Origin of the sequence: Streptomyces sp. NPDC057287, assembly GCF_042667905.1 — a bacterium.
Lineage (GTDB): Bacteria > Actinomycetota > Actinomycetes > Streptomycetales > Streptomycetaceae > Streptomyces.
In genome coordinates this window covers 566,679-591,801 of sequence record NZ_JBHUYV010000001.1, presented here as the reverse complement: position 1 = coordinate 591,801, position 25,123 = coordinate 566,679, and the positions used below count along the sequence as shown (strand labels likewise).

Annotated in this window: 23 protein-coding genes; 11 read left to right on the top strand and 12 right to left on the bottom strand. The window is 70.9% G+C overall.

Annotated features, from left to right (window positions below):
- Positions 1 to 78 precede the first annotated feature (78 nt).
- Both ACFUNE_RS02555 and ACFUNE_RS02550 read right to left on the bottom strand, forming a co-directional pair.
- On the bottom strand, positions 79 to 1,200 hold the full coding sequence (locus ACFUNE_RS02555) for a HEAT repeat domain-containing protein (RefSeq protein WP_383561390.1): 1,122 nt from the start codon (positions 1,198 to 1,200) through the stop codon (positions 79 to 81).
- A gap of 7 nt (positions 1,201 to 1,207) precedes the next feature.
- A complete protein-coding gene (locus ACFUNE_RS02550; RefSeq protein ID WP_383561388.1) occupies positions 1,208 to 1,876 on the bottom strand; it encodes a HEAT repeat domain-containing protein in 669 nt (222 codons plus the stop codon).
- Positions 1,877 to 2,159: 283 nt separating this feature from the next.
- Here ACFUNE_RS02550 and ACFUNE_RS02545 point away from each other — a divergent pair, with 283 nt between their 5' ends.
- The 4 genes from ACFUNE_RS02545 (at position 2,160) to ACFUNE_RS02530 (ending at position 7,531) form a co-directional block, all read left to right on the top strand.
- On the top strand, positions 2,160 to 4,388 hold the full coding sequence (locus tag ACFUNE_RS02545; RefSeq protein WP_383561386.1) for an MMPL family transporter: 2,229 nt from the start codon (positions 2,160 to 2,162) through the stop codon (positions 4,386 to 4,388).
- 96 nt (positions 4,389 to 4,484) lie between these two features.
- Complete coding sequence (locus ACFUNE_RS02540) at positions 4,485 to 5,672, top strand: sensor histidine kinase (RefSeq protein ID WP_383561385.1); 1,188 nt, start codon at positions 4,485 to 4,487, stop codon at positions 5,670 to 5,672.
- Positions 5,669 to 6,346 (top strand): response regulator, encoded by a 678-nt coding sequence (locus tag ACFUNE_RS02535; RefSeq protein WP_383561383.1) that lies wholly within the window; start codon positions 5,669 to 5,671, stop codon positions 6,344 to 6,346. The genes ACFUNE_RS02540 and ACFUNE_RS02535 overlap by 4 nt, the downstream gene beginning before the upstream one ends.
- Positions 6,347 to 6,457: 111 nt before the next feature.
- Positions 6,458 to 7,531 carry a tyrosine-protein phosphatase gene (locus tag ACFUNE_RS02530; protein ID WP_383561381.1) on the top strand — a complete coding sequence of 358 codons (1,074 nt, stop codon included), beginning with the start codon at positions 6,458 to 6,460 and terminating at the stop codon, positions 7,529 to 7,531.
- 33 nt (positions 7,532 to 7,564) lie between these two features.
- Here ACFUNE_RS02530 and ACFUNE_RS02525 read toward each other — a convergent pair whose 3' ends face one another.
- Complete coding sequence (locus ACFUNE_RS02525; protein ID WP_383561379.1) at positions 7,565 to 8,656, bottom strand: MarR family transcriptional regulator; 1,092 nt, start codon at positions 8,654 to 8,656, stop codon at positions 7,565 to 7,567.
- Positions 8,657 to 9,302: 646 nt separating this feature from the next.
- Between ACFUNE_RS02525 and ACFUNE_RS02520 the strand changes: the two genes are divergently transcribed.
- A complete protein-coding gene (locus ACFUNE_RS02520; protein WP_383561377.1) occupies positions 9,303 to 10,049 on the top strand; it encodes an SAM-dependent methyltransferase in 747 nt (248 codons plus the stop codon).
- A gap of 82 nt (positions 10,050 to 10,131) precedes the next feature.
- Here the strand turns inward: ACFUNE_RS02520 and ACFUNE_RS02515 are convergent, their stop codons facing one another.
- The 3 genes from ACFUNE_RS02515 to ACFUNE_RS02505 all read right to left on the bottom strand — a co-directional run bounded on the left by ACFUNE_RS02515 (position 10,132) and on the right by ACFUNE_RS02505 (position 14,046).
- Positions 10,132 to 12,345 (bottom strand): HelD family protein, encoded by a 2,214-nt coding sequence (locus ACFUNE_RS02515; RefSeq protein ID WP_383561688.1) that lies wholly within the window; start codon positions 12,343 to 12,345, stop codon positions 10,132 to 10,134.
- A 209-nt stretch (positions 12,346 to 12,554) separates the two neighbouring features.
- Positions 12,555 to 13,352, bottom strand: a complete 798-nt coding sequence (locus tag ACFUNE_RS02510) for a VOC family protein (RefSeq protein WP_383561375.1) — start codon at positions 13,350 to 13,352, stop codon at positions 12,555 to 12,557.
- Positions 13,353 to 13,470: 118 nt separating this feature from the next.
- Entirely contained in the window at positions 13,471 to 14,046 is a 576-nt protein-coding gene (locus ACFUNE_RS02505) for a TetR/AcrR family transcriptional regulator (RefSeq protein WP_383561373.1), read from the bottom strand.
- 107 nt (positions 14,047 to 14,153) lie between these two features.
- Between ACFUNE_RS02505 and ACFUNE_RS02500 the strand changes: the two genes are divergently transcribed.
- The gene (locus tag ACFUNE_RS02500) at positions 14,154 to 15,404 is read left to right on the top strand and encodes an MFS transporter (protein ID WP_383561371.1); all 1,251 of its coding nucleotides are present in this window, start codon (positions 14,154 to 14,156) and stop codon (positions 15,402 to 15,404) included.
- A 10-nt stretch (positions 15,405 to 15,414) separates the two neighbouring features.
- Here ACFUNE_RS02500 and ACFUNE_RS02495 read toward each other — a convergent pair whose 3' ends face one another.
- Together ACFUNE_RS02495 and ACFUNE_RS02490 are read right to left on the bottom strand one after the other, a co-directional pair.
- Positions 15,415 to 16,101, bottom strand: coding sequence for an NUDIX domain-containing protein (locus ACFUNE_RS02495; RefSeq protein WP_383561686.1), 687 nt, complete (start codon positions 16,099 to 16,101; stop codon positions 15,415 to 15,417).
- Between the two features lie 80 nt (positions 16,102 to 16,181).
- A complete protein-coding gene (locus ACFUNE_RS02490) occupies positions 16,182 to 16,565 on the bottom strand; it encodes a DUF4406 domain-containing protein (protein ID WP_383561369.1) in 384 nt (127 codons plus the stop codon).
- A 50-nt stretch (positions 16,566 to 16,615) separates the two neighbouring features.
- On the opposite strand from ACFUNE_RS02490, the gene ACFUNE_RS02485 reads away from it, so the two are divergent.
- On the top strand, positions 16,616 to 17,374 hold the full coding sequence (locus ACFUNE_RS02485) for a DeoR/GlpR family DNA-binding transcription regulator (RefSeq protein WP_383561367.1): 759 nt from the start codon (positions 16,616 to 16,618) through the stop codon (positions 17,372 to 17,374).
- A 34-nt stretch (positions 17,375 to 17,408) separates the two neighbouring features.
- On the opposite strand, the gene ACFUNE_RS02480 is transcribed toward ACFUNE_RS02485, so the two are convergent.
- A complete protein-coding gene (locus tag ACFUNE_RS02480) occupies positions 17,409 to 18,041 on the bottom strand; it encodes an NADPH-dependent F420 reductase (RefSeq protein WP_383561365.1) in 633 nt (210 codons plus the stop codon).
- Between the two features lie 276 nt (positions 18,042 to 18,317).
- On the opposite strand from ACFUNE_RS02480, the gene ACFUNE_RS02475 reads away from it, so the two are divergent.
- Complete coding sequence (locus ACFUNE_RS02475; protein WP_383561363.1) at positions 18,318 to 18,986, top strand: hypothetical protein; 669 nt, start codon at positions 18,318 to 18,320, stop codon at positions 18,984 to 18,986.
- Positions 18,987 to 19,083: 97 nt separating this feature from the next.
- Here the strand turns inward: ACFUNE_RS02475 and ACFUNE_RS02470 are convergent, their stop codons facing one another.
- Together ACFUNE_RS02470 and ACFUNE_RS02465 are read right to left on the bottom strand one after the other, a co-directional pair.
- The gene (locus ACFUNE_RS02470) at positions 19,084 to 19,773 is read right to left on the bottom strand and encodes a hypothetical protein (protein WP_383561361.1); all 690 of its coding nucleotides are present in this window, start codon (positions 19,771 to 19,773) and stop codon (positions 19,084 to 19,086) included.
- Between the two features lie 65 nt (positions 19,774 to 19,838).
- Positions 19,839 to 20,282 (bottom strand): ATP-binding protein, encoded by a 444-nt coding sequence (locus tag ACFUNE_RS02465; protein WP_383561359.1) that lies wholly within the window; start codon positions 20,280 to 20,282, stop codon positions 19,839 to 19,841.
- A gap of 202 nt (positions 20,283 to 20,484) precedes the next feature.
- On the opposite strand from ACFUNE_RS02465, the gene ACFUNE_RS02460 reads away from it, so the two are divergent.
- On the top strand, positions 20,485 to 21,348 hold the full coding sequence (locus ACFUNE_RS02460) for a helix-turn-helix domain-containing protein (protein ID WP_383561357.1): 864 nt from the start codon (positions 20,485 to 20,487) through the stop codon (positions 21,346 to 21,348).
- Positions 21,345 to 21,536 (top strand): DUF397 domain-containing protein, encoded by a 192-nt coding sequence (locus ACFUNE_RS02455; protein ID WP_383561356.1) that lies wholly within the window; start codon positions 21,345 to 21,347, stop codon positions 21,534 to 21,536. The genes ACFUNE_RS02460 and ACFUNE_RS02455 overlap by 4 nt, the downstream gene beginning before the upstream one ends.
- Positions 21,537 to 21,578: 42 nt before the next feature.
- Here ACFUNE_RS02455 and ACFUNE_RS02450 read toward each other — a convergent pair whose 3' ends face one another.
- Positions 21,579 to 24,716, bottom strand: a complete 3,138-nt coding sequence (locus ACFUNE_RS02450; RefSeq protein WP_383561354.1) for a DUF3427 domain-containing protein — start codon at positions 24,714 to 24,716, stop codon at positions 21,579 to 21,581.
- Between the two features lie 92 nt (positions 24,717 to 24,808).
- Between ACFUNE_RS02450 and ACFUNE_RS02445 the strand changes: the two genes are divergently transcribed.
- Positions 24,809 to 25,093 (top strand): hypothetical protein, encoded by a 285-nt coding sequence (locus ACFUNE_RS02445; protein ID WP_383561352.1) that lies wholly within the window; start codon positions 24,809 to 24,811, stop codon positions 25,091 to 25,093.
- Positions 25,094 to 25,123 lie beyond the last annotated feature (30 nt).

The window sequence follows — 25,123 nt, the reverse complement described above, 5'->3', positions numbered from 1 at the left end:
GGACCCGACATCCTGTGCCCGATGCGGTCGGGTGCGACGGCCGCACACGAAGTCCTGGTGGTCTGCCGGGACCGCCGCTCACCGCTCGGACGCCGGGTCCTGCCCCTGCCGGGCGTCGCGCAGCGTCAGGACGTACGCCGCGGTGAGTGCGACGGCCCGGTCCTCGTCGCGGGACAGATCGGCGAGTGCCCGTGACGCCGTGGTGCCCGGGATCTCCGCGAGCGCCTGGGTCAGCCGCCGGCGTACGGACGAACCGGCGGAGCGGCGGCCGAGGCGGTCGACGAGCACGGTGGCGATCCGGTCCGCCGACGCGGGACGGTCCGCCGACGCGGGACCGTTCGCGTACGTGCCGCGGTCCGCCGACGCGGGCGGGTCCCCGGACGTGCCACGGTCCGCCGACGCGGGACCGTTCGCGAGGGCGCGGAGCGCGTCGGCAGCGTCGACGTCGTTCGCCCCGTCGACGATCATGGTGACGAGCGTGGGGACCGCGTCGGCAACGCCCCGTGGCCCGAGTGCCAGGGCGGCGCACCTGCGGACCACGATGTCGGAGTCCGAGAGGGCGCCCCGCAGCAGTGCGGTCGCCTCACCGCCCGGGATCTCGGCGACGGACCGGACGGCACGTCTGCGCACCGCGGCCGTCGGCGAACCGAGGCCCTCCGACAGCAGCGCCAGCCCGTTGTCGCCCGACTGCGTCAGAGCCCATCGGATGGCTCCGGCGACGATCGGGTCCGTCTCGCTCAGTGCCGCCTCGACCAGGGCTTCCACCGGCACCGGAACCTCCTCGGTCGAGGACAGGGCCGCGCGCTGGCGCTTCCCTGCGCTCTCCGACCCCAGCCCCTGGAGGAGCGCGACGACGTGGAGGACGTCCTCCCAGCCGGCGGGTTCCGCGGCGTCGATCCGGCTCAGCCGCGTGAGCAGTGCGGTCTCGGCCGCGATGCGTTCCCGCGTCTGCCGGACGAGGTCGTCGACGAGCTTCGCGGGGGCGAAGCCGGGGTCATCCAGTGCACGCCCGACCTCGTGCAACGACAGTCCCAGCGACCGCAGGCTCTCGACGTGGAAGATCCGCCGGATGTCCTCGCCGGAGTACTCGCGGTAGCCGCCACCGGTACGCCCCGTCGGCCGCACGAGGCCGAGCGCGTCGTAGTGCCTGAGCATGCGGGCGCTGACCCCGGACCGTCGTGCCACCTCACCGATCAACACGGCTCTGTCACTCCTCCTGGAAGTCCGTTCCCAGGGCAACGATGCGCTTCGCCTCCTCGATCGCGAACTCGAATCCGGCATCCGGGTCGCGCAGCAGCCGTTCCGTGGCTCTCGCGTGCAGGCTCACGTGGGGGGCGGGATCCTCCGCCGCGGCGCGCAGAGCCGGCACGATCACCTCGCCGAGGGCGACCAGCGCGCGGCTGAGGCTCAGTTGCGTCTCACGCCCGCCGCGCCCGAGCTGGGTCGCCAGCACCTCGGCCAGCTCCGGCTCCTCGCCCTCGGGCACGAGGACGACCGCCGCCCGCCAGGCGCTCCGCGCCACCTCGTCGTCGGCGTCGGTCATGAGCGCCCGGGTGATCGCCGGCCATGCCTGCCGGTCCCCGACCTTGGAGAGCGTGTGCAGTGCCTGGCTCCGCGCCTGCGCCCGCTCGGAGCCGAGTGCGGCGACGAGCTCCGGGACCGTGGCGGACGCCGCGTGCCGAGTGAGCGCCCAGGTGAGCAGCTCGCGTACCTGGAAGTCGGGCTCGGTCGCGCACCGTTCGACGAGCGTGCCGACGAACCGCGGGTCCGGGGCGGTACCGACGGCCATCGCCGCCCGCAGCCGTACCGACGCGTCGCTGTGCTCCAGCCCCCGGAGCGCTCGCATCACGTCCGTGTCCTGCTGTGCCATGGTCATCGCGACCACCTCCTCGGCCACAGTGAAGACCTTGTCACGGTGTCAAGGTCAAGGCCGGCCCGCGCGGCGACGGCGACGGCGAAGTCGTCTCCGGGCCCCGCGCCCCGCGACCGGGCCCCGCGCCCCGCGACCGGCGCGCCGTCTCCTCCCTCGGGACGAGGGTGCGCCCCTGTGTCGTGCGAGGACACCAGGCGGAAGTGACCTCAGCCGCACGACGCCGGGAACGTCCGTTTTCGCGAGTCTTGAGCCGTAACCCCAGACCGGATGCGGAGATCTCAGACTCGTGGCTACCTTCTTGTATCGCATGGGCCGCGCTGCCTTCCGGCGGCGCTGGCTCGTGGTCCTCCTGTGGGCGGTGGTCCTCGGCGCGGTCGGAACCGGAGCCGCCAAGGCACCCGCCGCCGGCGACGAGGGCACGTCCTTCATGCCCGGCATCGAGGCGCAGAAGGCCTTCGACCTCATAGGCGAGCGCTTCCCGGGCTCGGACGCCGACGGCGCCGACGCGCGGATCGTGTTCACCGCCCCCGACGGGGAGAAGGTGACGGCGGCCGGGAACCGCGCCGCCGTCGACACCCTGGTCGAGAAGGCCGCCGGGGCACCCCGGGTCGCCGCTGCGGTGAGTCCCTTCGAGGCCGGCGCGGTGAGCGAGGACGCCTCCACGGCGTACGCCACCGTCAGCTACAAGGTCTCGGCCGGTGATCTCACGGACGCCGACAAGGCGGCCATGGAAGACATCGTCGACGAGGCCCGCGCGTCCGGCCTGACCGTGGAAGTGGGCGGCACCGCGCTCGCGACGCAGCCGGCCGCGGGCGGAGCGGGCGAGGCCCTCGGCATCGGACTCGCCGCCGTCGTCCTGCTCATCACCTTCGGCTCCCTCGCGGCGGCCGGGCTTCCCCTGCTCACCGCCGTCGTCGGCGTCGGGGTCAGCATGTGCGCGATCCTCGCCCTCGGCAGCGCCCTCGGGCTCTCCATGACCACCGGCACGCTCGCCTCGATGCTCGGCCTCGCGGTCGGCATCGACTACGCCCTGCTCGTGGTGTCCCGCTACAGGGAGGAACGCGCGAACGGCCACGAGCCCCGCGAGGCGGCAGGGCTCGCGGTCGGCACGGCCGGTTCCGCCGTCGTCTTCGCCGGGCTCACCGTCGTCATCGCGCTGGCCGGGCTGGCCGTCATCGGCGTACCGATGCTGACGAAGATGGGCCTCTGCGCGGCCGGGGCCGTCGTCATCGGGGTCCTGGTCGCGCTGACGCTCGTACCGGCCCTGCTCGGGATGTGGCCGGACGCCGTCCTGTCCCGCAGGGCGCGGCGGCGCGGCCCCGAGGCCGGGCAGCACGCCGGGGCCGGGGACAACGGCGGCTCCCGCTGGGCCCGCTTCGTCCTGCGCCACCCCGTCGCCGTGCTGCTGAGCTGCGTCGCGGGACTGGGGGTGCTCGCCCTGCCCGCCGCCGACCTGCAGCTGGGCATGCCGGGCGCCGAGGCCAAGCCGGTCTCCTCGACGGAGCGGCGCGCCTACGACGCCCTGGCGGACGGCTTCGGCGCGGGCTTCAACGGCCCGCTGACCATCGTCACCGACGTCAGGGGTGCCGCTGATCCGGAGGACGCCGCCGCGACGATCGCCGAGCGGATCAAGGGCACCGAGGGTGTCGTGTCCGTCTCCCTGCCGCGGTTCAACGCCGAGGGTGACGCCGCGCTCTTCTCGGCCGTCCCGTCGACCGGGCCGAGTGACGAGCCCACCAAGGACCTCGTGCAGACCATCCGGGCGGAGCGGTCCGGACTGGAGGAGGCGACCGGGGCGACCTTCGAGGTCACCGGTTCCACCGCGATGAACATCGATGTCGCGCAGGCGCTCCAGGACGCCCTCGTGCCCTACCTGATCGTGATCGTTCTGCTGTCGCTGGTGCTCCTGATGGTGGTCTTCCGCTCCGTACTGGTGCCCGTCAAGGCCGCCTTCGGGTTCCTGCTGTCCGTGCTGGCGTCGCTCGGCGCGGTCGTGGCCGTCTTCCAGTGGGGCTGGGGCGCGGAACTGCTGGGGGTGGAGCAGGCCGGCCCGATCATGAGCCTGATGCCGATCTTCCTGGTGGGCATCGTGTTCGGACTGGCGATGGACTACGAGGTGTTCCTCGTCGCCCGGATGCGGGAGGCGTACGTCCACGGGGACCGGCCCGCCCAGGCGGTGGTCACCGGCTTCCGGCACAGCGCCCGGGTGGTCGCCGCCGCGGCGGTGATCATGATCGCGGTCTTCTCCGGTTTCGTCGGGGCCGACGAGTCCATGATCAAGACGATCGGCTTCGGGCTCGCCGTCGCCGTGCTGTTCGACGCGTTCGTCGTCCGCATGGCCTTCGTGCCGGCCGTCCTCGCCCTGCTCGGGCACCGGGCGTGGTGGCTGCCCCGGTGGCTCGACAAGCTCCTTCCCCGCGTCGACATCGAGGGCACGGGACTCAACCGGGGCCCGGCTCCCGGCCAGGACTCCACGGACACCGGTGCACGCCCGCAGGAACCGGTCCGTACCTGAGCGTGCCCGCCCGGCGGGTTGCGGAGCCGTGTGCGACGGCTCCGCGGCCCGCGTCTGTCACGATGGCCGCATCTGGCCGACCTCGGAGATCCCACCATGAGCACCACCTGGCAGCGCCGGGCCATGAGCCGCCCCCGCACCACCGAGGTCATGACACTCGCGCTGCTGTTCGCGGTCGCCGTGTGCGGCGCCCTCCTCAGCCACTGGACCTTGCCCGGTCCGCGCCCCCTGTGGCCCGCCGTCGTGCTGTCGGCGCTCGCCTGCCTGGCGCTGACCCGGCGCCACAGCCACCCCCTGCCCGTCCTGGCGGCGACCACGGTGTGTGCCGTCGCCGAGAGCGCGGTGGGCTACCTCATGACGCCCCTGCTGTTCAGCCCGCTGCTCGCCGCGCAGTACACCACCAGCCTGCGGGCCGGCCGCGCGACGGCCTGGAGCTGCGCCGTCGTGGCCGCGGCGGTGACGGTCGCTCCCGGCACCTGGCACAGCCAGATCCACAGCGGTTGGGTGATCGGCGTCGTCAACCCGGCGGCCTGGGTCCTGCTGTCGGCGGCCCTCGGGAGCTACGTACGCGTCCGCCGCGAGTACGCCGCCGCGCGCACCGAGCACGCCGCCCGCGAACGCGAGGAGGAGGCCCGGCACCGCGTCGTCCAGGAGCGCATGCGGATCGCCCGTGAGCTCCACGACGTGGTCGCCCACCACCTCGCCCTGGCCAACGCGCAGGCGGGGACCGCCGCCCACCTCGCACGGACCGCTCCCGACCAGGCGTACGAGATCCTCGGCAAGCTGTCGGGGACCACGGCAGCGGCCCTGCGCGAACTCAAGGCCACCGTCGGCCTGTTGCGCCAGGACACCGATGCCGATGACGGTCTGGCCCCCGCGCCCGGTCTGGAGCAGCTGCCCGACCTGGTCGCCGCCTGCGCCGCGGCCGGACTGGACGTCACCGTCGCGGTGGAGGGCGAGCCGCGCCCGCTCACGCCGGGGCTCGGCCTGACGGCGTACCGGATCGTCCAGGAGGCCCTGACCAATGTCACCAAGCACGCGGCCACCCGCACCGCGTGGGTACGGCTGGCCTACACCCCGCGCTCGCTGGCCGTCACGGTCACCGACGACGCGGCCGCTCCCGCAGACCGGCCGGCACCCGGCCGGGGCTTCGGGCTCCTCGGCATGAGCGAGCGCGCGCTCGCCGCCGGGGGCACCTTCCACGCGGGGCCCCGCCCGGAAGGCGGATTCGAGGTCGCCTGCACCCTCCCCCTGGACAGCCACGACGAAAGCACCGCCTCATGACCATCCGTGTCCTGCTCGCCGACGACCAGGCCCTGCTCCGGGCCACCTTCCGCATCCTCATCGAGTCGGACCCCGGCATGACCGTCGTCGGGGAGGCGGCCGACGGGCAGGAGGCCATCGACCTCTCCGCTGAACACCGGCCCGACGTGGTCCTCATGGACATCCGCATGCCCGGCACCGACGGGCTGGCCGCCACCACCGGCATCTGCTCCCGGCCCGAACTGGCGGCCACCCGCGTCCTGATCCTCACCACCTTCGAGAACGACCAGAACGTCGCCCGGGCCCTGCGCGCAGGAGCCAGCGGCTTCCTCGGCAAGGACGTCGGGCCCGACGTCCTCCTGACCGGCATCCGCACCGTGGCCGCGGGCGAATCCCTGCTGTCCCCCACGGCGACCCGGGCCCTCATCACCCGCTTCCTGTCCACACCCGACGAGGAGCCGCTCGCCCCGCCCGAGGGCCTCGCCGCCCTCACCGACCGCGAGCGGGAGGTCATGGCCCTGGCCGCCCACGGCAGGTCCAACACCGACATCGCCGACGAGCTCGTGGTCAGCCCCCTGACCGTCCGCAGCCACGTCCAGCGCGCCATGACGAAACTCCACTGCCGCGACCGCGCCCAGCTCGTCGTCATCGCCTACCAGAGCGGCCTGGTCGTGCCCCGACCGTACGGCGGCTGAACCATCCGCCCCTGACCTGCGGCGTGCGGTGTTCGGTTCGGCTTCCGGCTGTGTTCACCGGCCATTACGGCGGCAACCGTCAAGCCCTCAGAAGATCCATGCATGACGCACATGACACGTGTAAAGGCCTCCTCCTGCGCCCTGGCCGCCGCGCTCCTCGTGGGGATCACCGCACCGGCGGTCTCGGCGCACGGCGCCCCCGCCTCCGCCGACCGCGCGTCCCACGCGCGCATCCCGTTCACCCAGGCGAAGGTCACCGCCCTGGACGACGGCTCGTACACGGTGGAGTGGACGGCGCCCGGCATACGCCGCGTCGCAGTGAAGGCCGGCGGGCGCACGGTGGCGTCCGGCGGGGCGACCGGCAAGGTCACCGTGCGCCGGCTGGCCGCCGCCGACCGCCAGTGGTTCGACCTGGTGCCCGAGCGCGGCGGCTCCCTGCACCTCGCCGACCGGCTCATCGCCCTCGAAGGGTCCGTCAACTTCCGTGACGCGGGCGGCTACCGCACCGCCGACGGCCACTGGGTGAAGATGGGCGAGATCTACCGCTCCGACGCCCTGGACAAGCTCACCGCCGCCGACCTGGCGAAGCTGAAGCGGCTGTCGATCCGCACGGTCTACGACCTGCGCATGGAGTCCGAGCGCTCGGCCGCTCCCGACCGCGTCCCGGCGGGCGCCACCCATGTCGTCGCCGACGTGCTGGCGGGGTCGCCCACCTTCACCGCCATGCCGACGACTCCCGAGGAGGGTGTCGCGATGATGGTGGAGGGCGAGAAGTTCATGGTCAGCGGCGGCACCGCCAAGACCGCCTACCGCACCGTCTTCGGCGGGATCACCGACGGCTCCTCGCGCGCCGTCGTCTTCCACTGCACGGCGGGCAAGGACCGCACGGGCTGGGCGAACGCGGCCCTGCTGACGGCACTCGGCGTCCCGCGCTCCACGGTCATGGCGGACTACCTGGCCTCCAACGACTACCGCGCCGAGGCCAACGCCGCCGCCCTCGCCTCGATGCCCCCGGCGCAGGCCGCCGTCTACAAGCCGCTGCTGGACGTACGCCCCGAGTACCTCAACTCCGGCTTCGAGGAGGTCGGGAAGACCTTCGGCTCGTTCGGCGCGTACGAGAAGAAGGCGCTCGGCCTGGACGCCAGAGACCTCCGCGACCTGAAGCGGGACCTGCTGGTGGGCTGACACCGCGCCTGACACCGTGCGGCGCGCCTCGGTTCAGGGCGACTTGAGCAAGGTCCGCAGCCCGGCGGTGAACGTGCGTACGTCCTCCTCGCTGGGCCGACCCGCAGGAGCCTCGGGAGTCTCGCCCTGCGAGGGCACGCGGCACGGGCGGCAGAGGCCGTCGGGGAGGGCTTCCGGGCGGCCCGGGGTGCCGCACTTGGTGCACTCCAGCATCACGCGGTGGACGGGGGCGCCCGGTGCGGGCGGCGCCGGGGTGGTGAGGACGTGCGGCGGGATCTTGTCGGTGAGGCGGCGGCGTACGAGGCCGACGGGGGAGCCGACGTGGGCGGGGAGCCCGGCGGTGAGGGCCTGCGTGAGGTAGCCCGCGTCCACGCCGCGTACGAACCACGCGGCGGCGAGGGGCTCCAGGACCGCGCAGTCGGAGGCCGACAGAGCCAGGCGGGAGTCGACGCGGCCGAGGTGCGCGAGGGCGAGGTAGGCGGGGGAGTGCCCTGCCGGAACCGTAACCCGAGCCGGGGGCCACTGCCGTGGTACGGCGGGGGCGGACCCGGCGGGCACAGGGGGATCGGCGGGCGCGGGCACGGGTGCTGTCGTGGCCGGGTCCTCCGTCGGGACCTGAGCAGGTTCCGTGGGGACCTGAGCAGGTTCCGTGGGGACCCGCGCAGGTGAAGGCGCGGCAACGGGCCCTGAGGCTGGGGCGGCTGCCACCGACGGAGCGAGCACCGTCGTGGTGACCTCGGTGGCGGCCCACCACTCGTTGTCGCGGGCGGTGCGTGACCAGAACGTCCGTGATACCCAGCGGACTTGGCCCAGGTCGCCGACCAGGCACCGTACGCGCCGCAGGTGTCCGGCGGCCGCCAGGGCCTTCAGCGCCGAACCGACGGCCTGCTGGCCGTACAGCGGCAGCTGCTTGGCGAGGCTCTTGACGTCCATCGAGGCGCCGTCGGGCAGGTGGTCGATGTACCCGGCGACGTACCGCTCACGGAGGGGCAGCAGGGAGAAGTCATCAGCGCTGCGGGGCAGTTGGTCAGACATGGAGCGCTTGCCGTAACCGGGCTTGGCCATCGGGTACGGGCGCGAGGATGCAGGGGCGCGCAGGGCGGGGCTAGGGTGCTGGATAGCCACGAGATCGGGGGTCCTTCGATCTTGAGGTCAGACCCCGGCCCGGTGTGCCAACACCGCGTCGGGGTCACTTGGTTCTTGGTTCTCGCACCGTAGGCAGTCGCCACGCTGCGCCGCAAGTCGGTCACGATTAGTCATACTTGCTGGCCGTGGCGGGTCAGGGAGGGTGGGGAGGTTTCCCGAACCCCCTTCTTTCCCTACCGGTCAAAGGCATCGCTCGAATCCCGGCCCTCGGATCCCGACGCCCGGGTCCCGAAGCTCAAGCTTCGGTCGGAACCCCGGGTTCCGGGCCCCGAAAGGGTGAACCACCGGGGTCGGCGCTCGGACCCCGAGACTCGGGACCCGAGCGCCGGGGCGCCGAGCACCGAGTACCGGCAGGCCGAGTACCGACACGCCGAGCACCGGCAGGCCGAGCACCGACACGCCGAGCACCGACACACGCAGGCCGTGATCCACGAGGCGTGCGGAGAGCGCGACGAGCCCGATAAATCGGTGGAGACCCCGGCCGGGACGGCCTATGGTCGCCGGGTTCGCGATCCATGCGTAGAGGACGAGGTGCTTTTGATGACGGTCCGGGCCACGGCTGCCGACTCCGGTCGGCTGCTCTCCGCAGACGCCATGACCTCATCGAACCGAAGGAACACCTCCTGTGGATCTTCCACGCATCTTCACCATCCGCGAATCCAGCCACCGCATCCATAACCCGTTCACCCCTGGCAAGCTCGCCGCCCTGGGGCAGGCGCTCCACCTGGCGCCCGGCACCCGTGTGCTCGACCTCGCCAGCGGATCGGGCGAGATGCTGTGCACCTGGGCCCGTGACCACGGTGTCACCGGGACCGGGGTGGACATCAGCACGGCGTTCACCGCGCAGGCCCGCGCCCGCGCCGCCGAACTCGGTGTCGCCGACCGGGTCACCTTCGTCCACGACGACGCCTCCGGCCATGTCGCGGACGAGCCGGTCGATCTCGCCGCGTGCATCGGCGCCACCTGGATCGGGAACGGCGTCGCGGGCACCGTCGAGCTGCTGGCCCGCAGTCTCCGCCCCGGCGGCCTGATGCTGATCGGCGAGCCGTACTGGCGTCGGGAAGTGCCGGACGAGGAAACCGCCGTGGCCTGCCACGCCGGCTCCAAGGACGACTTCCTGGCCCTGCCGGAGCTGATCGAGCAGTTCGGCGGCCTCGGGTACGACGTCGTGGAGATGGTGCTGGCCGATCAGGACAGCTGGGACCGCTACCAGGCGGCGCAGTGGCTCAACCTCCGCCGCTGGCTCGACGGCAATCCCGACGACGAGCTGGCCCCGCAGGTACGGGCCGAGCTCACCACCGGTCCCGCCGACTACGCGCGCCACCAGCGTGAGTACCTCGGCTGGGGCGTCTTCGCACTGATGGCCCGCTGACGGTCCGGCCGGCGCGGGTCCGGGCAGCTTCTGCCGCCCGGACCCGCGCCGGCCTTACGGGGCGTCCTCCCGCCGGGGCGCCTCAGCGCAGCGACTCCGGAAGCTCCTCCCGGTGGACGATGCCGAGGCGCTGCGTCGCGCGGGTCAGCGCCACGTACAGGTCGCTGGTGCCGAAGCGCCCCGGCTCCACGACCAGGACGTGGTCGAATTCGAGCCCCTTCGCCTCACGAGGGCCGAGCAGCACCACGGGACGCGTCAGATCGGGTTCGTCGCCCGCCGCGATCCCGTCGAGCGGAGCCGCGATCTCCTCGTGCAGCGCGCGGGGCGCGATCACCGCCAGGCGCCCCTCCCCGGGGGTCAGCTCCTCGACGGCCCGCGCCACCGCGCCCGCCAGGTCCGCGCCCGCGTCACGCGTCCACGGCTCCTCGCCCGTGGACCGCACCGAACCGGGCGGCTCGAACGACGGGTCCTCGGCCCTTATGACCCTGGCCGCCAGCTCCATGATCTCGGCGGGCGTACGGTAGTTGACCCCCAGCCGCACATGCTCGAAGCGGTCACCGACGTACGGCTCCAGGATCCTCTCCCACGAGCCGACGCCCGCCTCCTCCGAGGTCTGCGCCGGGTCACCGACCAGCGTCAGCGAGCGGGTCGGCGACCTGCGCATCAGCAGCCGCCACGCCATCGGCGACAGCTCCTGCGCCTCGTCGACGATGATGTGCCCGAACGCCCAGGTCCGGTCGGCCGCCGCCCGCTCGGCCGCGCTGCGGTGATCGGCCTCCTCGTGCCGCTCGGCCATGCGCTCGGCGTCGATGATGTCGTGCGCGGCGAGGATCTCCGACTCCTCCTCGTCCTCGAACTCGTACGTCTCCGAGCCCCTGGACAGCTCCAGGACGCCCTGCGCGTAGGCCACCCGCTCCTGGCGCTCGGCCTCCGCGGCGGCGCGCTCGGCGCTGTCGTCGGACCCGAGAAGCTCGGCCACCTCGTCGAGGAGCGGCACATCGGCCGGGGTCCAGTCGCCGTCGCCGGGGGCACGCCGGATGGCCTCGGCGTCCTCCTCGGGCACGTACACCGGCTCGGCCAGGTAGTCGGCGAGAAAACCCTGCGGGGTGAGCAGCGGCCACAGCTCACCGATCGCGGCGTGCACCTCCTCGCTGGTCGCGACGCTCTTGCCGAGCTGGGCGACGTCGTCCGCGCCCAGGAAGTTGGGGCCGCCGTAGGGGTCCGCGCCGATGCGTTCGGTGAGCTGAGCGGTCAGGGCGTCGATGACGTGGAAGGTGAAGTACGGGCGCGCGAGGTTGTGGGGCAGCCGGGTCTCGCGGGCCGCCTGCCGGGCCTCGTAGGCGATCTCCCAGTCCAGCACGAGATCACCGTCGTCGTGCGGGACGATCACGGGCGCACCCGGTTCGGGCAGCGCCTGCCGGTCGCGTACGGCGAGGGCGAGCGCCTCGGCCATCTCCGCCCCGCCCTTGACGGCCGCCGCGCGGGGGGAGTCGGCGCCCCGGGCGTGGACCCCGGGGAACAGCTCGGCCTGCGTGGCGAGCATGACCCCGGTCTCGCCGAGAGCGGGCAGGACCTCGCCGATGTAGCGCAGGAAGGCAGGGTTGGGGCCCACGACCAGGACCGCGCGCTTGGCCAGGAGCTCCCGGTGCTCGTACAGGAGGAAGGCCGCACGGTGCAGCGCGACCGCCGTCTTGCCCGTGCCCGGGCCGCCCTCGACGACGAGGACACCACGGTGCGGGGCGCGGATGATCCGGTCCTGCTCCGCCTGGATCGTCCGCACGATGTCGCCCATGCGGCCGGTGCGGGCCGAGCTGAGCGCGGCGAGCAGCACGGCGTCACCGCTCGGGTCCTCGAAGCCGCTGCGCTCGTCGTCCCCCAGGTCGAGGATCTCGTCGTGCAGCTCGGTCACCGTGCGGCCCTCGGTGGTGAGGTGTCTGCGCCGGCGCAGCCCCATGGGCGTATGCCCGGTGGCGAGATAGAAAGGCCGGGCCACCGGTGCGCGCCAGTCGATCAGAAGAGGCGTGTGTTCGGTGTCGTCCTCACGAATTCCGATACGGCCGATATGGTGCGCGGCACCGTCCCGGAGATCGATTCGGCCGAAGCACAGCGAGCCGTCCACCGCATTCAGGGCGGCCAGCAGGCCCGAGCGCTCGGAGACGAGCACATCGCGCTCCAGCCTGGCCTGCAAGCCGTTCCCCACCGGGGTCAACGCCTCCTCGACGCGCTGTGCGGTGTCCCCGCGCAGCGCGTCGACACGGTCGTAGAGCCGGTCGATGAATTCCTGCTCCTTCTGCAATTCGACGTTTTCGCGAGTTGACAAAATCGCTCCCTGCCGGATATGGTGTTTCTAGTGGCCCCCGGTGAGGGGCCTTTTCTGTGGGCGCACAGAACCACTCAATATACGTGACGAAATCCCCGGCCCGCAATTGCGGCCGGGGATTTCCCGTATCCGGGCGGTATCCGGGCGGGAGGAGCCTGGGGCTTCGCGCCGCCGGCCGTCCGGACTCAGCTCCGGGCCGGGGCGAGCACCACGAACTCCGCTCCCCACGGGTCGAGGCACGAAGCCAGCCGGCCGACCCCCTCCGCGTCCTCGGGGCCCATCTGCACGGTGCCCCCGTGGCCGGTGACCTCGGCGACCGCGGCATCACAGTCGGTCACGGCGAACACCGGATGCCAGTACGCCCGTCCGCCCGTCCGCGCGAGGTGCTGCTCGGGGAGCTCCATGAGGCCGCCGTGCATGCGGTCCTCGGGAAGCCCGGAGGGCGTGATCAGCGTGTACGCGCCGCCCCCGCCCGGCATCTCCATCTCGCCGAACTGCCAGCCGAGGACGGTGCCGTAGAACTCCTTCGCCGCCGCGGCGTCGGTCGTGTACAGCTCCGTCCACGACAGCGAGCCCGGCGCGTCCACCAGGTCCACACCCTTGGTGCTCCCGGGCTGCCACACGGCGAACTGGGCGCCCTGCGGGTCGGTGTACTGGGCCATCCGACCCCACTCGTCGAGGTCCCTGGGCGCAAGCCGCACCGTGCCGTTCGCGGCTTCCACCGCGCGGGTGGTGCTCTCGGCGTCGGCGACGCTGTAGTAGACCATCCAGGCGGAGCGGGCACCCTCCTCGGTGAGTTTCCCGAGCCCGGCGACGATGCCGCCGTCCTTCCGGAACATGCCGCCCTCCGGCTCCCCGGCCCCGCCCATCGGCTCGAAGCTCCAGCCCAGGACCGTGCCGTAGAACGCGGCGGCAGCCTGGACGTCGGGCGTGCCGAGATCCAGCATGCAGGGTGAACCAGGGACAAAATCGGTGGTGATCACGACGATTCCTTCCGAAGATCCAGTCCTTCAAGCGTGGCATCGCCCACCGGGCACCGCCTGTTGTACGGCCCGGCGCCTCGGGTCAGGCGTCCCGGCGGCCGGGCCCCGGCGCCTCGGGTCAGGCGTCCCGGCGGCCGGGCCCCGCCGTGGAGGCGACGGCGTCGACGACGGCGGCGACGTCCTCGCGGCTCATCGGGTCGGTGTCCATGGAGTTGTGGATGGTGAGCCCCTCCACCAAGGCGTCCAGCGCCCGGGCCGTCCTGGGGTCGAAGTGCGCGCTCAGTGACGTGCGGCTGGCGCGCATCCACGAGCGGGTGACCTCCAGCAGCGCCGGGTTGCGCGAGGCGAAGGCGTACAGCTCGTAGCAGAGGAGGAGCTCACGCGTGCTCCCGCGCTGCGGGCCGCAGATGATCTCCACCACCGCGGCGCGTGCCTCCCGGTCCGACGCCGCCGCGTTCAGCTGCTCGCGGTAGCGCGTGGACATCGACTCGGCGAGGCGGGTGAAGGCCTCGACGAGCAGCTGCTGCATCCCGTCGAAGTAGTAGGTCATCGATCCCAGCGGGACGCCCGCGGTCTCCGCGATGCGCCGGTGCGTGGCGCCCGTGACGCCGTGCTCGGCGATCACCTCCAGCGCCGCGTCGATGATCCGGTCGCGACGGCCCGGGTCGTTCGGGCCGCGAGAGCTCCCCGTCACAGTGATCCTCTTCCTCTGCTCCGCACAGGAGTGTACGTTTGTACATACTCATCCGGGGGTGGCGTCCGCCCGGCCGTGTACTCCGCTTCCGAAAGAGCACGTCACTGATGGACCTGGCCACACGTCGCCGCCGAGCGGCATTGTTCCTCTTCTTCCTCATACCTGGTCTGTCGATCTCCTCCTGGGTGACGCGGACCCCCGACATCAGGGACCAGCTGGGCGCCTCGACCGCGCAGATGGGGCTCGTCCTGTTCGGCCTCTCCGTCGGCTCCATGCTCGGCATCCTCACCTCCGGTGCGCTGGTGGCACGGTTCGGCACCAGGCCGGTGATGGGTGTGGGGACCGTACTGATCATCGTCAGCATGGCCGTCATCGGCTGCGGCGCCCTGTTCTCCTCCGCGCCCACCGTCACGGCCGGGCTGTTCCTCTTCGGCGCAGGCATGGGCGGCGGGGAGGTCGCGGTCAACATCGACGGCGCCGAGGTCGAGCGGATCACCGCCCGGACGGTGCTGCCCACCCTGCACGGCTTCTTCAGCCTCGGCACCGTCGTGGGAGCCACCCTCGGCATCCTGTGCACCGCCGTCGAGTTCCCCGTCCAGTGGCACCTGGCCGCCATGGCCGTCGTCACGGCCGGCATGTTCGCGTACGCCTTCCGGGCCATCCCCGCGGGGGTCGGCAGGACCAGGGGCGCCGGGCCCGCCGGGAGCGGGACGGGACCGGCCCGGCAAGCGCTCTGGAAGGACCGGCGTCTGCTGCTGATCGGCGGCATCATCCTCGCCATGGCGCTGGCCGAGGGCGCGGCCAACGACTGGCTGCCCCTGCTCATGGTCGACGGCCACGGCGTGGACCCCGCCCTGGGATCGGCGGTCTACGCGGGCTTCGCCGCCGCGATGACGATCGGACGCTTCTGCGGCGGCTTCTTCATCAACCGCTTCGGCCGCGCCCCCGTCGTCCGGGCCAGCGCGCTGTCCGCGGCCCTCGGCCTCACCCTCGTCATCTTCGCCGACTCACCGGTCCTGGCCGGGGCCGCGGTGCTCTTCTGGGGGCTGGGAGCCTCGCTCGGCTTCCCCGTCGCCCTCTCCGCGGCCGGCGACTCGGGCCCCGATCCGGCGGCCCGGGTCAGCCTGGTGGCGATGATCGGCTACATCGCGTTCCTCGTCGGCCCGCCCGGCCTCGGCTTCCTCGGCGACCACTACGGTCTGCGCTCCGCCATGATCGTCGTCCTCGGCTTCGTCGCCGTGGCCGTCTTCCTCGCCCCGGCGATCGGCTCGCGGCGTACGGCGGTCGAGGGCTCCGCTTCCGCTCCGGCGCCTGCCTCCGTTCCGGACCCCGACGAGCAGCCCCTGACGGACAGGTAGGCGGGCGCCCTCAGCCCTCGTCGGCCACGGGGGCGAACGGGCCGTCCAGGGCCGCCCATTGCAGCAGCAGGATGGTCTTCCCGTCGCTGATGCGTCCGTCGTGGGTCATGGCGAGGGCCTGTGCGAAGGGCAGTTCGAGGACCTCGATGTCCTCCCCCTCCTCCTCGACCCCGCCGCCGGCGCCGGTCCGGTCGGCCGGTGTGTAGGGGGCGGCGAAGAAATGGAGGCGCTCGGTGACGGATCCGGGGCTCATGTAGGCGTCCAGGACGTGCGTGAGCGGGCCGAGGACGACGCCGAGTTCCTCCGCACTCTCCCGCCGGACGGCGGTCTGCGGGTCGTCCGCGTCCAGCAAGCCCGCGGCGGCCTCGACGAGCATGCCGTCGGGGTGGTCGTTGACGTAGGCCGGGTAGCGGAACTGCCTCGTGAGCAGGACGCGGCGGCGCTCGGCGTCGTAGGGCAGGACGACGGCGCCGTTGCCGCGGTCGTAGGTCTCGCGCTGCTGGGTGACGCGGCGCCCGTCGCGGCGGCGGTAGTCGAACGTCGTACGCCGCAGCACGTGCCAGCCCTGCGAGGTGAGTTCGACGTCGCGGATGACGACGTCCGGGTTGCGGTCCAGCCCGCGTCCGGCGCGGTCGAGCCCGGTGCGCCCGCGGTGGTCGGGTGTGTCGACGCCGGGGCGGGCGTGGTGGCCGGGGATGCCGAGGCCGCTGCGCCCGCGAGGGTCGGGGGTGCCGGGTTCACTGCGCCCGCGAAGGCCGGGGGTGCCGGGGCGCGTGCTCACGCGGCCTCCTGCGGGGTGCGCACCGGGATCTGTGCGACGTCGTCGTAGACGGGCAGGCCGCGGCGGCGGGCGGTGGTGACATCCTGGTCGGCTCCGGCGGAATCGCCGGGCAGGCGCAACACGGCGTCGCAGTGGGTCAGCAGGCGCTGGGCGGTCGGATGGAGCACCTGGTCGGCGAGGGGATCGGTGGGGCCCGCGCCGGCCGAGTGCAGGACGGGCAGCGCGATCCACTCCCCGATCACGGGGAGGTGGCCCGCGGCGAAGACCGGCCACGCAGCGGCTTCGAGGCGGGCGAGGTTGTCGGCCATGGCCTGCGGATCGCCGTCCGTGCCGGATCGGTAGGGGCCGGCGATGAGGATGAGCATGGGCTTGTCGGTCATGGCACGCTACGATACATGCAGAAACGTGCAAGAACGGGAGAGAGTGCGAAATGCTGGCTGCTGAACGGCGTGACCACCTGCTGGGTCTTCTCGCCCGCGAGGGCAAGATCGTGGCCAAGGACGTCGCCGCGGAACTGAGGATCTCCGAGGACAGCGTGCGGCGCGACCTCCGCGATCTCGCGGGCGAGGGGCTGTGTCAGCGGGTCTACGGAGGCGCGCTGCCCGCGTCTCCCGCCGTGGTGAACTACCAGGCCCGCCAGACCGTCGCCCCCGACGGCAAGCGGAGGGTGGCCGCCACGGCCGCCGGGCTGGTGAGGCCGGGAGGCGCGCTGATCCTCGACGGCGGCACCACCGCCCTCGCCGTCGTCCACGCACTCCCGCGGGACCTGGAGTGCACCGTGATCACGCACAGTCCGACGATCGCCGCGGCCCTGATCGACCATCCGCGCGCAGAGGTCTTCCTGCTCGGCGGCCGCATCTTCAAGCACTCGGCGGTCGCCTGCGGCGCGGCGGCGGTCGAAGCGGCGCAGAACGTCTCCGCCGACCTCTGCCTCCTCGGCGTCACCGGCGTACACCCCGAGGCGGGGCTGACCACCGGTGACGCCGACGAGGCCGCCATGAAGCGCGCCCTGGCCGCACGGGCGGCGGACACCTACGTCCTCGCGTCCTCCGAGAAGATCGGGACCGCTTCCCGGTTCCGGGTCCTGCCCTGGGAGGAGATCAGCGGACTGATCACCGACGCCGGCCCGCACGACCCGGTCATCGAGCAGCTCACGGCACGCGGCGTCGAGGTCCTGGTGGCGGGCTGACGCGGTTGTGGGGGCTGTCGGGGCTGGGTCCTGCCTATGGGTTCCGTCCGGGACGGGGGACCACGTTGATGTTGAACGTATGGGATCCCAGGCCGTTCGCGATGCCCATGAAGAGCAGAGCGAAGTGCTCCTGGCCGCGTGAGGTGGTGATGCCGCCGATGTCCAGCTGCGACGACGAGGGCCAGCCGAGGTCGGCGAGCAGCCGGCCGGTGGTCCGCTTGGCTTCGGCGTCATCCCCGGAGAGGAAGACGGTGCTCGGGCCGGCGAGGCCGTCCGGGGCGGTCATCACGGTTGAGTCCATGGTGCACAGGGTCTTCACGACGGGGGTCAGGGGGAAGGCCTCCTGGATCTGTTCCCCCAGGCTGCTGTTGGGGTGCGAGAGTTCGGTGAAGTCGTCGGAGAGGCCGACCCCGACATCGATCAGCAGGGTTCCGGCCAGCGAGGGCGCCCCGATGGAGCGCAGCAGCTCCACGGAGACGGCACCCGGGGTGGCGTTGACCAGCACCTCCGCGTGGGCCGCCGTCTCAGGGAGTCCCGCCACGGGAAGGCGTGACTCCTTCCGTTCCTCAGGGCGGCGTGAACCGAGGAGTACGTCATGTCCAGCGGCGTTCCAGCCTTGGGCGAGTGCTTGGGCGACGTTGCCTGTGCCGAGTAATCCAATACGCATGGGGTGACGCTAACTGCGGTCAGGCGCAGGCGAATCAGGCTTCGGTCCCAGGCGGGGGCGGGACCATGGGCGTACGTCTGCGGTCGCCGAACCCGTTGGCGGACAAGGCTGTTCGGAGAGTTCGCGGTCCCCGTGGTGCTCACCGTATTCAGGTGCTGGTGGTCCTCCGGTGTTCACGGCATTCGGGCGCTCGCGGGCCGACTGAGTACGCGTACCCACTCCATGCGGGGTAGCCGGGCCCATCCGCGGAACTCCTCCCCGGCCTACCGTCCCCGTATGACCGAGGAAGCCGCGACAGCACCCCCCACCGACACCCCCGCCCCTGTGCCCACCGGGTCCCGGACCGGCTCCCTCGTCCGCTGGGCCCTCGGAGGCGTCGCGCTCGTCGTCGTCTGCGTTCTGGGCGTCCGGTTCGCATGGGGGTCGACGGACTACTCCCGCGTCGCGCCCGAGGACATGGCGGACCGAGCTTTCCAGCGCTCCCAGGAGGCGTACGACGTCATGGGGTTCACGCGCACGGTGCAACCAGGGGTCGAGGACATCGGCGTCAGCACGGAGAACACGCTCGGCTCCGGTTACTGCTACAGCGGGGGGTTGCTCAACCTCGACGAGACGGTCGACGGCGCCTACCGGATGAGCCACAGCTGGGCTCTCGACCGCGTTCCCGCGAGCCAGGCGGTCCCCGGACTCCGCCGGCTGCACCAGCAGCTCAAGGACCACGGCTGGGAGGTCTCGTCCTACCGCGACGGCGAGAAGGGGAACTGGGACCTGTTCGTCCAGCGTGACGACGGGGACGAGCGCATGTCCTTCACCTGGTTCCCGGACCGGGAGTACTTCATGGGCGGCGCCTCCGGACCCTGCGCCTACGACCCCGAGTGGAAGGACGGCGACATCGGCCCCTCCGGTGACGACCTGCGGCCACCTCCCTTCGGGCCCGCACGGTAGGGCCGGAGACGCCGGTGAGCCCTGCCCAGTCCCTCCTGCGAGACCGGACTCCCGACCGTTCGGGCAGGGGCGACGTGTGTGCGGGGCTTCGGGGCGGCTACTGCTCAGGCGGTACGACTGACGGGAATTGAAGTACGTTCGACAGCCGGCGGCGGGTGTGGGCGGCAGCCTCCCGGGCGCTGAGTGTGCTGACATCCACGGTCAGGAGACGCCAGGGCGACCGTGCCAGGAGACGGCAGGTCAGATCCGATTCTCGACGCAGGTGTTCGGCGGCCGACGCGAGGTCGTGAACGGACCGGGTGCCGGGGGAGCCGGCGAGCTTACGCACGTACCAGTCGCCCCAAGCATCCCCTTCCCGCTCGATGGCCCGCCGCAGCGCGGTCTCCGGGTCGTCGTGGACGTACACGACGGTGACCTCGAAGGGTTCCACGGCGCGGGCCAGCTCATCGACGACGTGGGCGATGGCGTCCTCGTCGTGGCCCCATGCCACCAGGGACGGGATGAAGGGCAGAAGGGCATCCGCCACCAGGTGGTCCCGGCCGGCCCGGAGTGACTCCGCCACGTAGGCACGCGTGCACGCGACGAGCGTCTCCGGCCGGACGGCACCCGCCCCGTCGGCGAACTCGTCCGCCACGGGCCGGAAGGCGGACCGGGTGACGATGTCGGCCTCCTCGAAATGGTCGACGGAGGCTCCGGTGCCGGCGAGCCACTCGGCCACGGCGCGGCACACGGTGGACTTCCCGACGCCGGGACTGCTCCCGATGACGGAGATGAGGTGAGCGGTCATGACGGCAGTCTCGCACCGGCCCGAATCCGTTGGATTGCCGTACGGGCAGGGAGAGCAGCTCGGGATCAGGCCGGTCCTGGGACAACCGCGACCTCCGCCCAGACGGTCTTGCCCGGCCCGGTACGGTCTCGTACGCCCCAGCTCGTGGCGAGAGCATCGACGAGGACCAGGCCCCGGCCGCGCTCGTCGTCGTCCCCCGAACGGGCACAGGACGGCCGGGTCGGGTGGGTGTCCGACACCTCGACCCGGATGACGTGCCGGCCGTCGTCGCAACGGAGAAGCAGGGCGAAGTCCCTGCCGGGGACGCGGCCGTGCAGTACGGCATTCGCGGCGAGCTCGGCGACGACGATCGTGACCGCGTCGTGGTGATCCGTGCCGCGCGGATACCCCCACTCGACGAGCTGGAGCGCAGCGAGCAGACGCGCGAGGCGCGCCCCGCGCCGGGTGGCGGAGAAGCGCTGGGCGAACACGCGTGTGGTGGCGGGGGAGTGAACGTGAGGGGCTGGCATGGGCCCCAGCCTGGTGCGGAGGCGGGACCTCGCGGCAGGCACGGCACCGATACAGATCCACTTGTACTGGTTCACACGCTGGACTGGGAGGGTCACGTTGCGTGACCATGGGGCTGGTCAGGCGTGGCGCAGCGCGGACATCGCACGGTACGGCACGGGTGGGCTCCGGGGACGGGCCCGGCATGGGGAGATGCGAGCGCGAATGGCTACGGACAACGGCGGTGGCACGGGTGGGGGCGGCGCGGGCGGAGGCGAGCCTGAGCTGTCTGACAGCCTCAGGACGTTCGGGGCGGTGCTCAAGGCCCTGCGGGACGAAGCCCGCCTGACTCAGGAGCAGTTCGCGCTTCAGGTGCAGTACTCGGTGGCGTACGTCGCCAAGATCGAACAGGGCAAGCGATTCCCCCCGAGGGAGCTGCTGGACCGCTCGGAGGAAGCCCTGGGCGCGACGGCGGCCCGCGTGCTGGCGGCGGCGGCGAGGAGCCTGACGCGGAAGGTGGGGTTGGCGTCGTGGTTCTTGCAGTGGGCGGCGATCGAGGAGGAAGCGATCACGCTGTGCGCGTACGAGTGCCGGGTCGCTCCGGGCTTGTTGCAGCCGGAGCCGTACATCAGGGCAGTGTTCGGCAGCCGCTTGCCGCCCCTGACGGATGACCAACTCGAAACCCAGGTCGCCGCACGGCTGGAGCGCCAGCGTCTGCTGACGGACAAGGGGAACACTGCCTTCGGCTTCATCGTGGAGCAGGCCCTGATTCAACGGGAGACTGGTGGCCCTGATGTCACACGCTCCCTCATCGACTACATGCTGACGATGGGGCGTCTGCGCAACGTTGAAATCCAGCTGATGCCACTGCGGCAGACAGCACATGCGGGGCTGGACGGCTCGATGTACTTGGCGGAGACCCCTGGTCACCAGTGGGTCGGATACACGGAGGGGCATGACACGAGCGTGCTTGCCACGCATGGGAATCAGGTCAGTTCGATGCTCCAGCGCTATGGCAAGATGCGCTCGCAGGCACTCAGCCCTGAGGCGTCCGTCAGCCTGCTTGAGCAATTGCGAGGAGCGCTATGACCACCTCTGAACCTGCCTGGTTCAAGAGCAGCTACAGCGGCACTGGCGGTGACAACTGTGTAGAGGTGGCTGTTCGCCCCGAAGCTGTTCTTGTCCGGGACTCGAAGGACACCCAGAAGCATGCGTTGAAGGTCTCTTCCGCTGCGTGGTCTGCGTTTACGAAGCTTGCTGTCGACTCATGCCTGTGAGCGGTTAGCAGGGTGAGCGGTCGGCTTGCAGGCGTCAGACAGTCACCCCGCGGCGATCGCGGAGTACGTCAGCACGTCGGCAGGGATCTGGTGGCGGAGCTTCCAGATGATGCCCATGGGCTTGCTGCCCTCATGCTCGACGTATTCGGCCGGACCAAGCAACATCCATGGCTGAGGGCCGCCGATGTCCGTCTTCTTGTAGCGCCTGACGAACAACAGGACATGCGTTCCCCGCTCTTTATGGGTCCGGTAGCGGATACCAGTAGGTGAGGCCTCCGAGGTCTGGTTCTGGGACTCCCAGTGGAACAAGGAGTCGTTGCGGGCGTAGTCCTTGTACCGAGTCTCCGGGGAGAAGTCCTTCTCGTCCTTCTCAAGCGTGATGAGGAGGGCATCTGTCTTGATTCCCTCACACCACTTCACTCCCTCGCGGAAGTGGCCGGGCATGAAGCCGCCGACGTCTGACTGGCCCAGTGCAGGCAGGATCTCCTCGCGGCTGTATGAAGCATGGATCGCGAGCGGCAGGCCTGCGTGGGTGTCGAGGATAGGGAGGGGGACGTGGTCTGCCTGCTCAAGTACGTGTGCGAGCACCTGGTGCAGTTCGTGACGGAACGCCTCCTGGGGGGCCAGGCTGGCGAAGCCCCCCTGGTAGCTCGTGAAGCCTCCACCCAGTGGCCATAGCGAGAAGAAGAACATACGAGCGTATGCCTGTTCCTGTTCCGTCAGTTGGTCGTACTCGGGGGCATCGTCGGTGAGGAGCTTGCTGTACGCGTCAACCCGCAGCGGGTCGTCCACGTGAAGAAAGGCAGAGACTCGCTTCAGGAGTGCCGCTTCGCCGTCGGGCCCTTCCCCGTTGAGCAGCTTCGCCCTGCGCAATAGACCGGTCCAGGAGTTCCCGCTGCCCCGATAGAGCTCTTTCAGGTTCCGGCCACTCTCCCTGAGGTAGTCGGCGAGGCGCGGCTCGGCGTAGTCAGCCACCTCTCGGGCCAGCTGGGTGACGTTGACACCGATCTGGTTGCGGATGTTGCCAATGATCAGGTCCTTGGCTTTTGCCTCCAGGACGATCTGGCAGCCAGATGGCAGCTGTGGGAACCCTTGCTCGATATTCGCCAGCAGGCGGTTCCGCGTCAGATTGGTCAGCGCACGAAACTGTTCCTCGAAGCGGAACTCCTTGCGGTGCTGCCCGATGAAGTCCAGGACTGTGAGCACGGCCTTGTCCTCAGTGCGACGAAGCCCGCGCCCCAGTTGTTGGAGGAAGACCGTGGCACTTGAGGTGGGGCGCAGGAGGAGCAGGGTGTCGACGTCCGGAATATCGAGCCCCTCGTTGAACAGGTCCACCGAGAAGATCACCTGAAGCGTGCCTGCCCGCAGGTCGTCGAGGGCTGCCTTCCTCTCGTGGCGGGGAGTCTCGCCGGAGAGGGCACGCGCATTGAGCCCAGCGCGCTGGAAGAAATGGGCCATGAAGTGGGCGTGTGCTACCGAGACGCAGAAGCCCAGGGCGCGCATCGCGCCCGGGTCCGTCACCTTGTCGACCACCGCCTGTACGACGAGGCGAGCGCGTGCGTCGTTACCGGTGAACAGGCTGCTCAGAGCTGTTGAGTCGTACGCCCCGCGCTTCCAGGCGACCGCACTCATGTCGGTGTTGTCAGTGATGCCGAAGTAGTGGAAAGGGCTGAGCAGCTCGTTCTCCAGCGCCTCCCAGAGCCGCATCTCCGCGGCGATGCGCCCATCGAAGTACTCGTCCTGAATGTTCAGCCCGTCCATGCGCTCCGGGGTTGCCGTGAGGCCGAGCAGTTCCTGTGGTGCGAAGTGGTCCAGGAGCTTGCGATACGTGGGCGAGGTGCCGTGGTGGAACTCGTCGATCACGATTACGTCGAAGTGGTCGGAGGCGAAACGGTCCAGGGCACGGGCATTTAGCGACTGGACGCTTGCGAAGACATGAGTCCGGTCCTCTGGAATCTCGCCGGCGTAGAACAGCTCACCGAAGTTCGCGTCGGTCAGCACGTTCTGATAGACCCGTAGGGACTGTTCGAGGATTTCCTTGCGATGGGCCACGAAGAGTAGACGGGGGTCTCGACCAAGCCTCTGGCGCAGACGCTTGAAGTCTAGAGCGGCCATCACGGTCTTGCCCGTGCCCGTCGCGGCCACCAGCAGATTGCGATGGCGGTCATGCACCGTGCGCTCGACTTCAAGGCGTTCCAGCATGTCCCGCTGGTGCGGGTAAGGGCGGACCTCTAGACCGGAGAGGGTGATGGCGGTGCGGTCCTGCTGCTGAGAGCCGCCTGCCTGGGACAGGGCCTCGTCGAGCCGCTTCGCATCGGTGTCGGGGTCGTAGGGCTCAAATGCCTGCTCGCTCCAGTAGGCGTCGAAGGTGGCCTCGAACTTGCGGAGGACGGACGGCGTGGCAACGGACGAGAGGCGTACGTTCCATTCGAGACCATCGAGGAGCGCCGCCTTGGAGAGGTTCGAACTGCCGACGTATGCAGTGTCGAAACCGCTGGCCCGCCGGAACAACCATGCTTTGGCGTGCAGCCGAGTCGAGCGAAGCTCGTAGTTGACCTTTACTTCGGCGCCAAAGTCCCGGACGAGACGGTCCAAGGCGCGGCGCTCGGTGGCGCCGATGTACGTAGTTGTCAGGACTCGGATGGGAACGCCACGTGCGTGCGCGGAAGCCAGGGACTCCTCAAGAACGCGCAGACCATGCCACTTCACGAAGGCGCAGAGGAGATCAACGCGGTCGGCTGTAGCTAGCTCGGCGCGGAGCTCGAAGCCGAGACTGGGGTCATCTGGCGAGTTGGTGATGAGAGCCGTATCGGACAACGGAGTCGCTGGGCGGATTGCATAGACGCCGGGGGCCTCTTGCTCGGCAACCGAGAGCAGCTGGCGCGGGCCGTCCGTGACGAGGTCGATCCACTGCGTCGCGCCTTCGATGGTGTTGAGGGACTCCAAGATATGGTTGGCCGCCAGCACTTGCTCCGCAGGAGAAAGACCCTGAAGGACCTGTCGCACCGTGTCGCCGATGTGGCGAGCAAGGACGTGCGGTGCAGATTCAGGCCCAACGAGTGCGTGGATTGGGCGCCGGCCTGTGGCATCGAATTGCTTCATCCGCTCTTCGAGGCGGTGCGTGATGAGCGTTTCGTAGAGCCCGGCCACTGGGGCGGTATCTGAAAAGTCGCTGGGCATTGCCGAGTCCCCCTACATCTCGTCACGTTGCAGATGTAGTTGTATCAAGTTGCACTGACACCTAGCTGCGGATTGGTGGCCCCAGCGCTTGCATGCGGGGCTCTGTCGACGAGCTGGGCGGGGCCCTGGGCATGGCGGTCCTCGGCGCCGCCGTCTACAGCCGGGACATGGCCGATGCGCTGCCCGCAGGGACACCGCACGCCGACGCTGTACGCGAAACCCTCGGCGGCGCGGCAGCGGTGGCGGCGGACCTCCCTGCCGCTACGGCGGACGCCGTGGTCATGGCCGCTCGGGACGCCTTCACCGCAGGCTGGGCATCGCGGCGGTCGGGGCGGCCGTGGTCATGGCCGGAGCGGACGGCCACCGTTCCGTACTGATCCCGGTGCGGGCCGAGGGCATGGCCGGAC

Excerpts from the sequence above, each read along its gene's own strand:
- ACFUNE_RS02550 (WP_383561388.1), bottom strand. The coding sequence starts at position 1,876 with ATGACCATGGCACAGCAGGACACGGACGTGATGCGAGCGCTCCGGGGG.
- ACFUNE_RS02535 (WP_383561383.1), top strand. The coding sequence starts at position 5,669 with ATGACCATCCGTGTCCTGCTCGCCGACGACCAGGCCCTGCTCCGGGCC.
- ACFUNE_RS02530 (WP_383561381.1), top strand. The coding sequence starts at position 6,458 with ATGACACGTGTAAAGGCCTCCTCCTGCGCCCTGGCCGCCGCGCTCCTC.
- ACFUNE_RS02480 (WP_383561365.1), bottom strand. The coding sequence starts at position 18,041 with ATGCGTATTGGATTACTCGGCACAGGCAACGTCGCCCAAGCACTCGCC.
- ACFUNE_RS02455 (WP_383561356.1), top strand. The coding sequence starts at position 21,345 with ATGACCACCTCTGAACCTGCCTGGTTCAAGAGCAGCTACAGCGGCACT.
- ACFUNE_RS02460 (WP_383561357.1), top strand. The coding sequence starts at position 20,485 with ATGGCTACGGACAACGGCGGTGGCACGGGTGGGGGCGGCGCGGGCGGA.
- ACFUNE_RS02490 (WP_383561369.1), bottom strand. The coding sequence starts at position 16,565 with ATGACCGACAAGCCCATGCTCATCCTCATCGCCGGCCCCTACCGATCC.
- ACFUNE_RS02465 (WP_383561359.1), bottom strand. The coding sequence starts at position 20,282 with ATGCCAGCCCCTCACGTTCACTCCCCCGCCACCACACGCGTGTTCGCC.
- ACFUNE_RS02445 (WP_383561352.1), top strand. The coding sequence starts at position 24,809 with ATGCGGGGCTCTGTCGACGAGCTGGGCGGGGCCCTGGGCATGGCGGTC.
- ACFUNE_RS02450 (WP_383561354.1), bottom strand. The coding sequence starts at position 24,716 with ATGCCCAGCGACTTTTCAGATACCGCCCCAGTGGCCGGGCTCTACGAA.
- ACFUNE_RS02500 (WP_383561371.1), top strand. The coding sequence starts at position 14,154 with ATGGACCTGGCCACACGTCGCCGCCGAGCGGCATTGTTCCTCTTCTTC.
- ACFUNE_RS02475 (WP_383561363.1), top strand. The coding sequence starts at position 18,318 with ATGACCGAGGAAGCCGCGACAGCACCCCCCACCGACACCCCCGCCCCT.
- ACFUNE_RS02540 (WP_383561385.1), top strand. The coding sequence starts at position 4,485 with ATGAGCACCACCTGGCAGCGCCGGGCCATGAGCCGCCCCCGCACCACC.
- ACFUNE_RS02485 (WP_383561367.1), top strand. The coding sequence starts at position 16,616 with ATGCTGGCTGCTGAACGGCGTGACCACCTGCTGGGTCTTCTCGCCCGC.
- ACFUNE_RS02470 (WP_383561361.1), bottom strand. The coding sequence starts at position 19,773 with ATGACCGCTCACCTCATCTCCGTCATCGGGAGCAGTCCCGGCGTCGGG.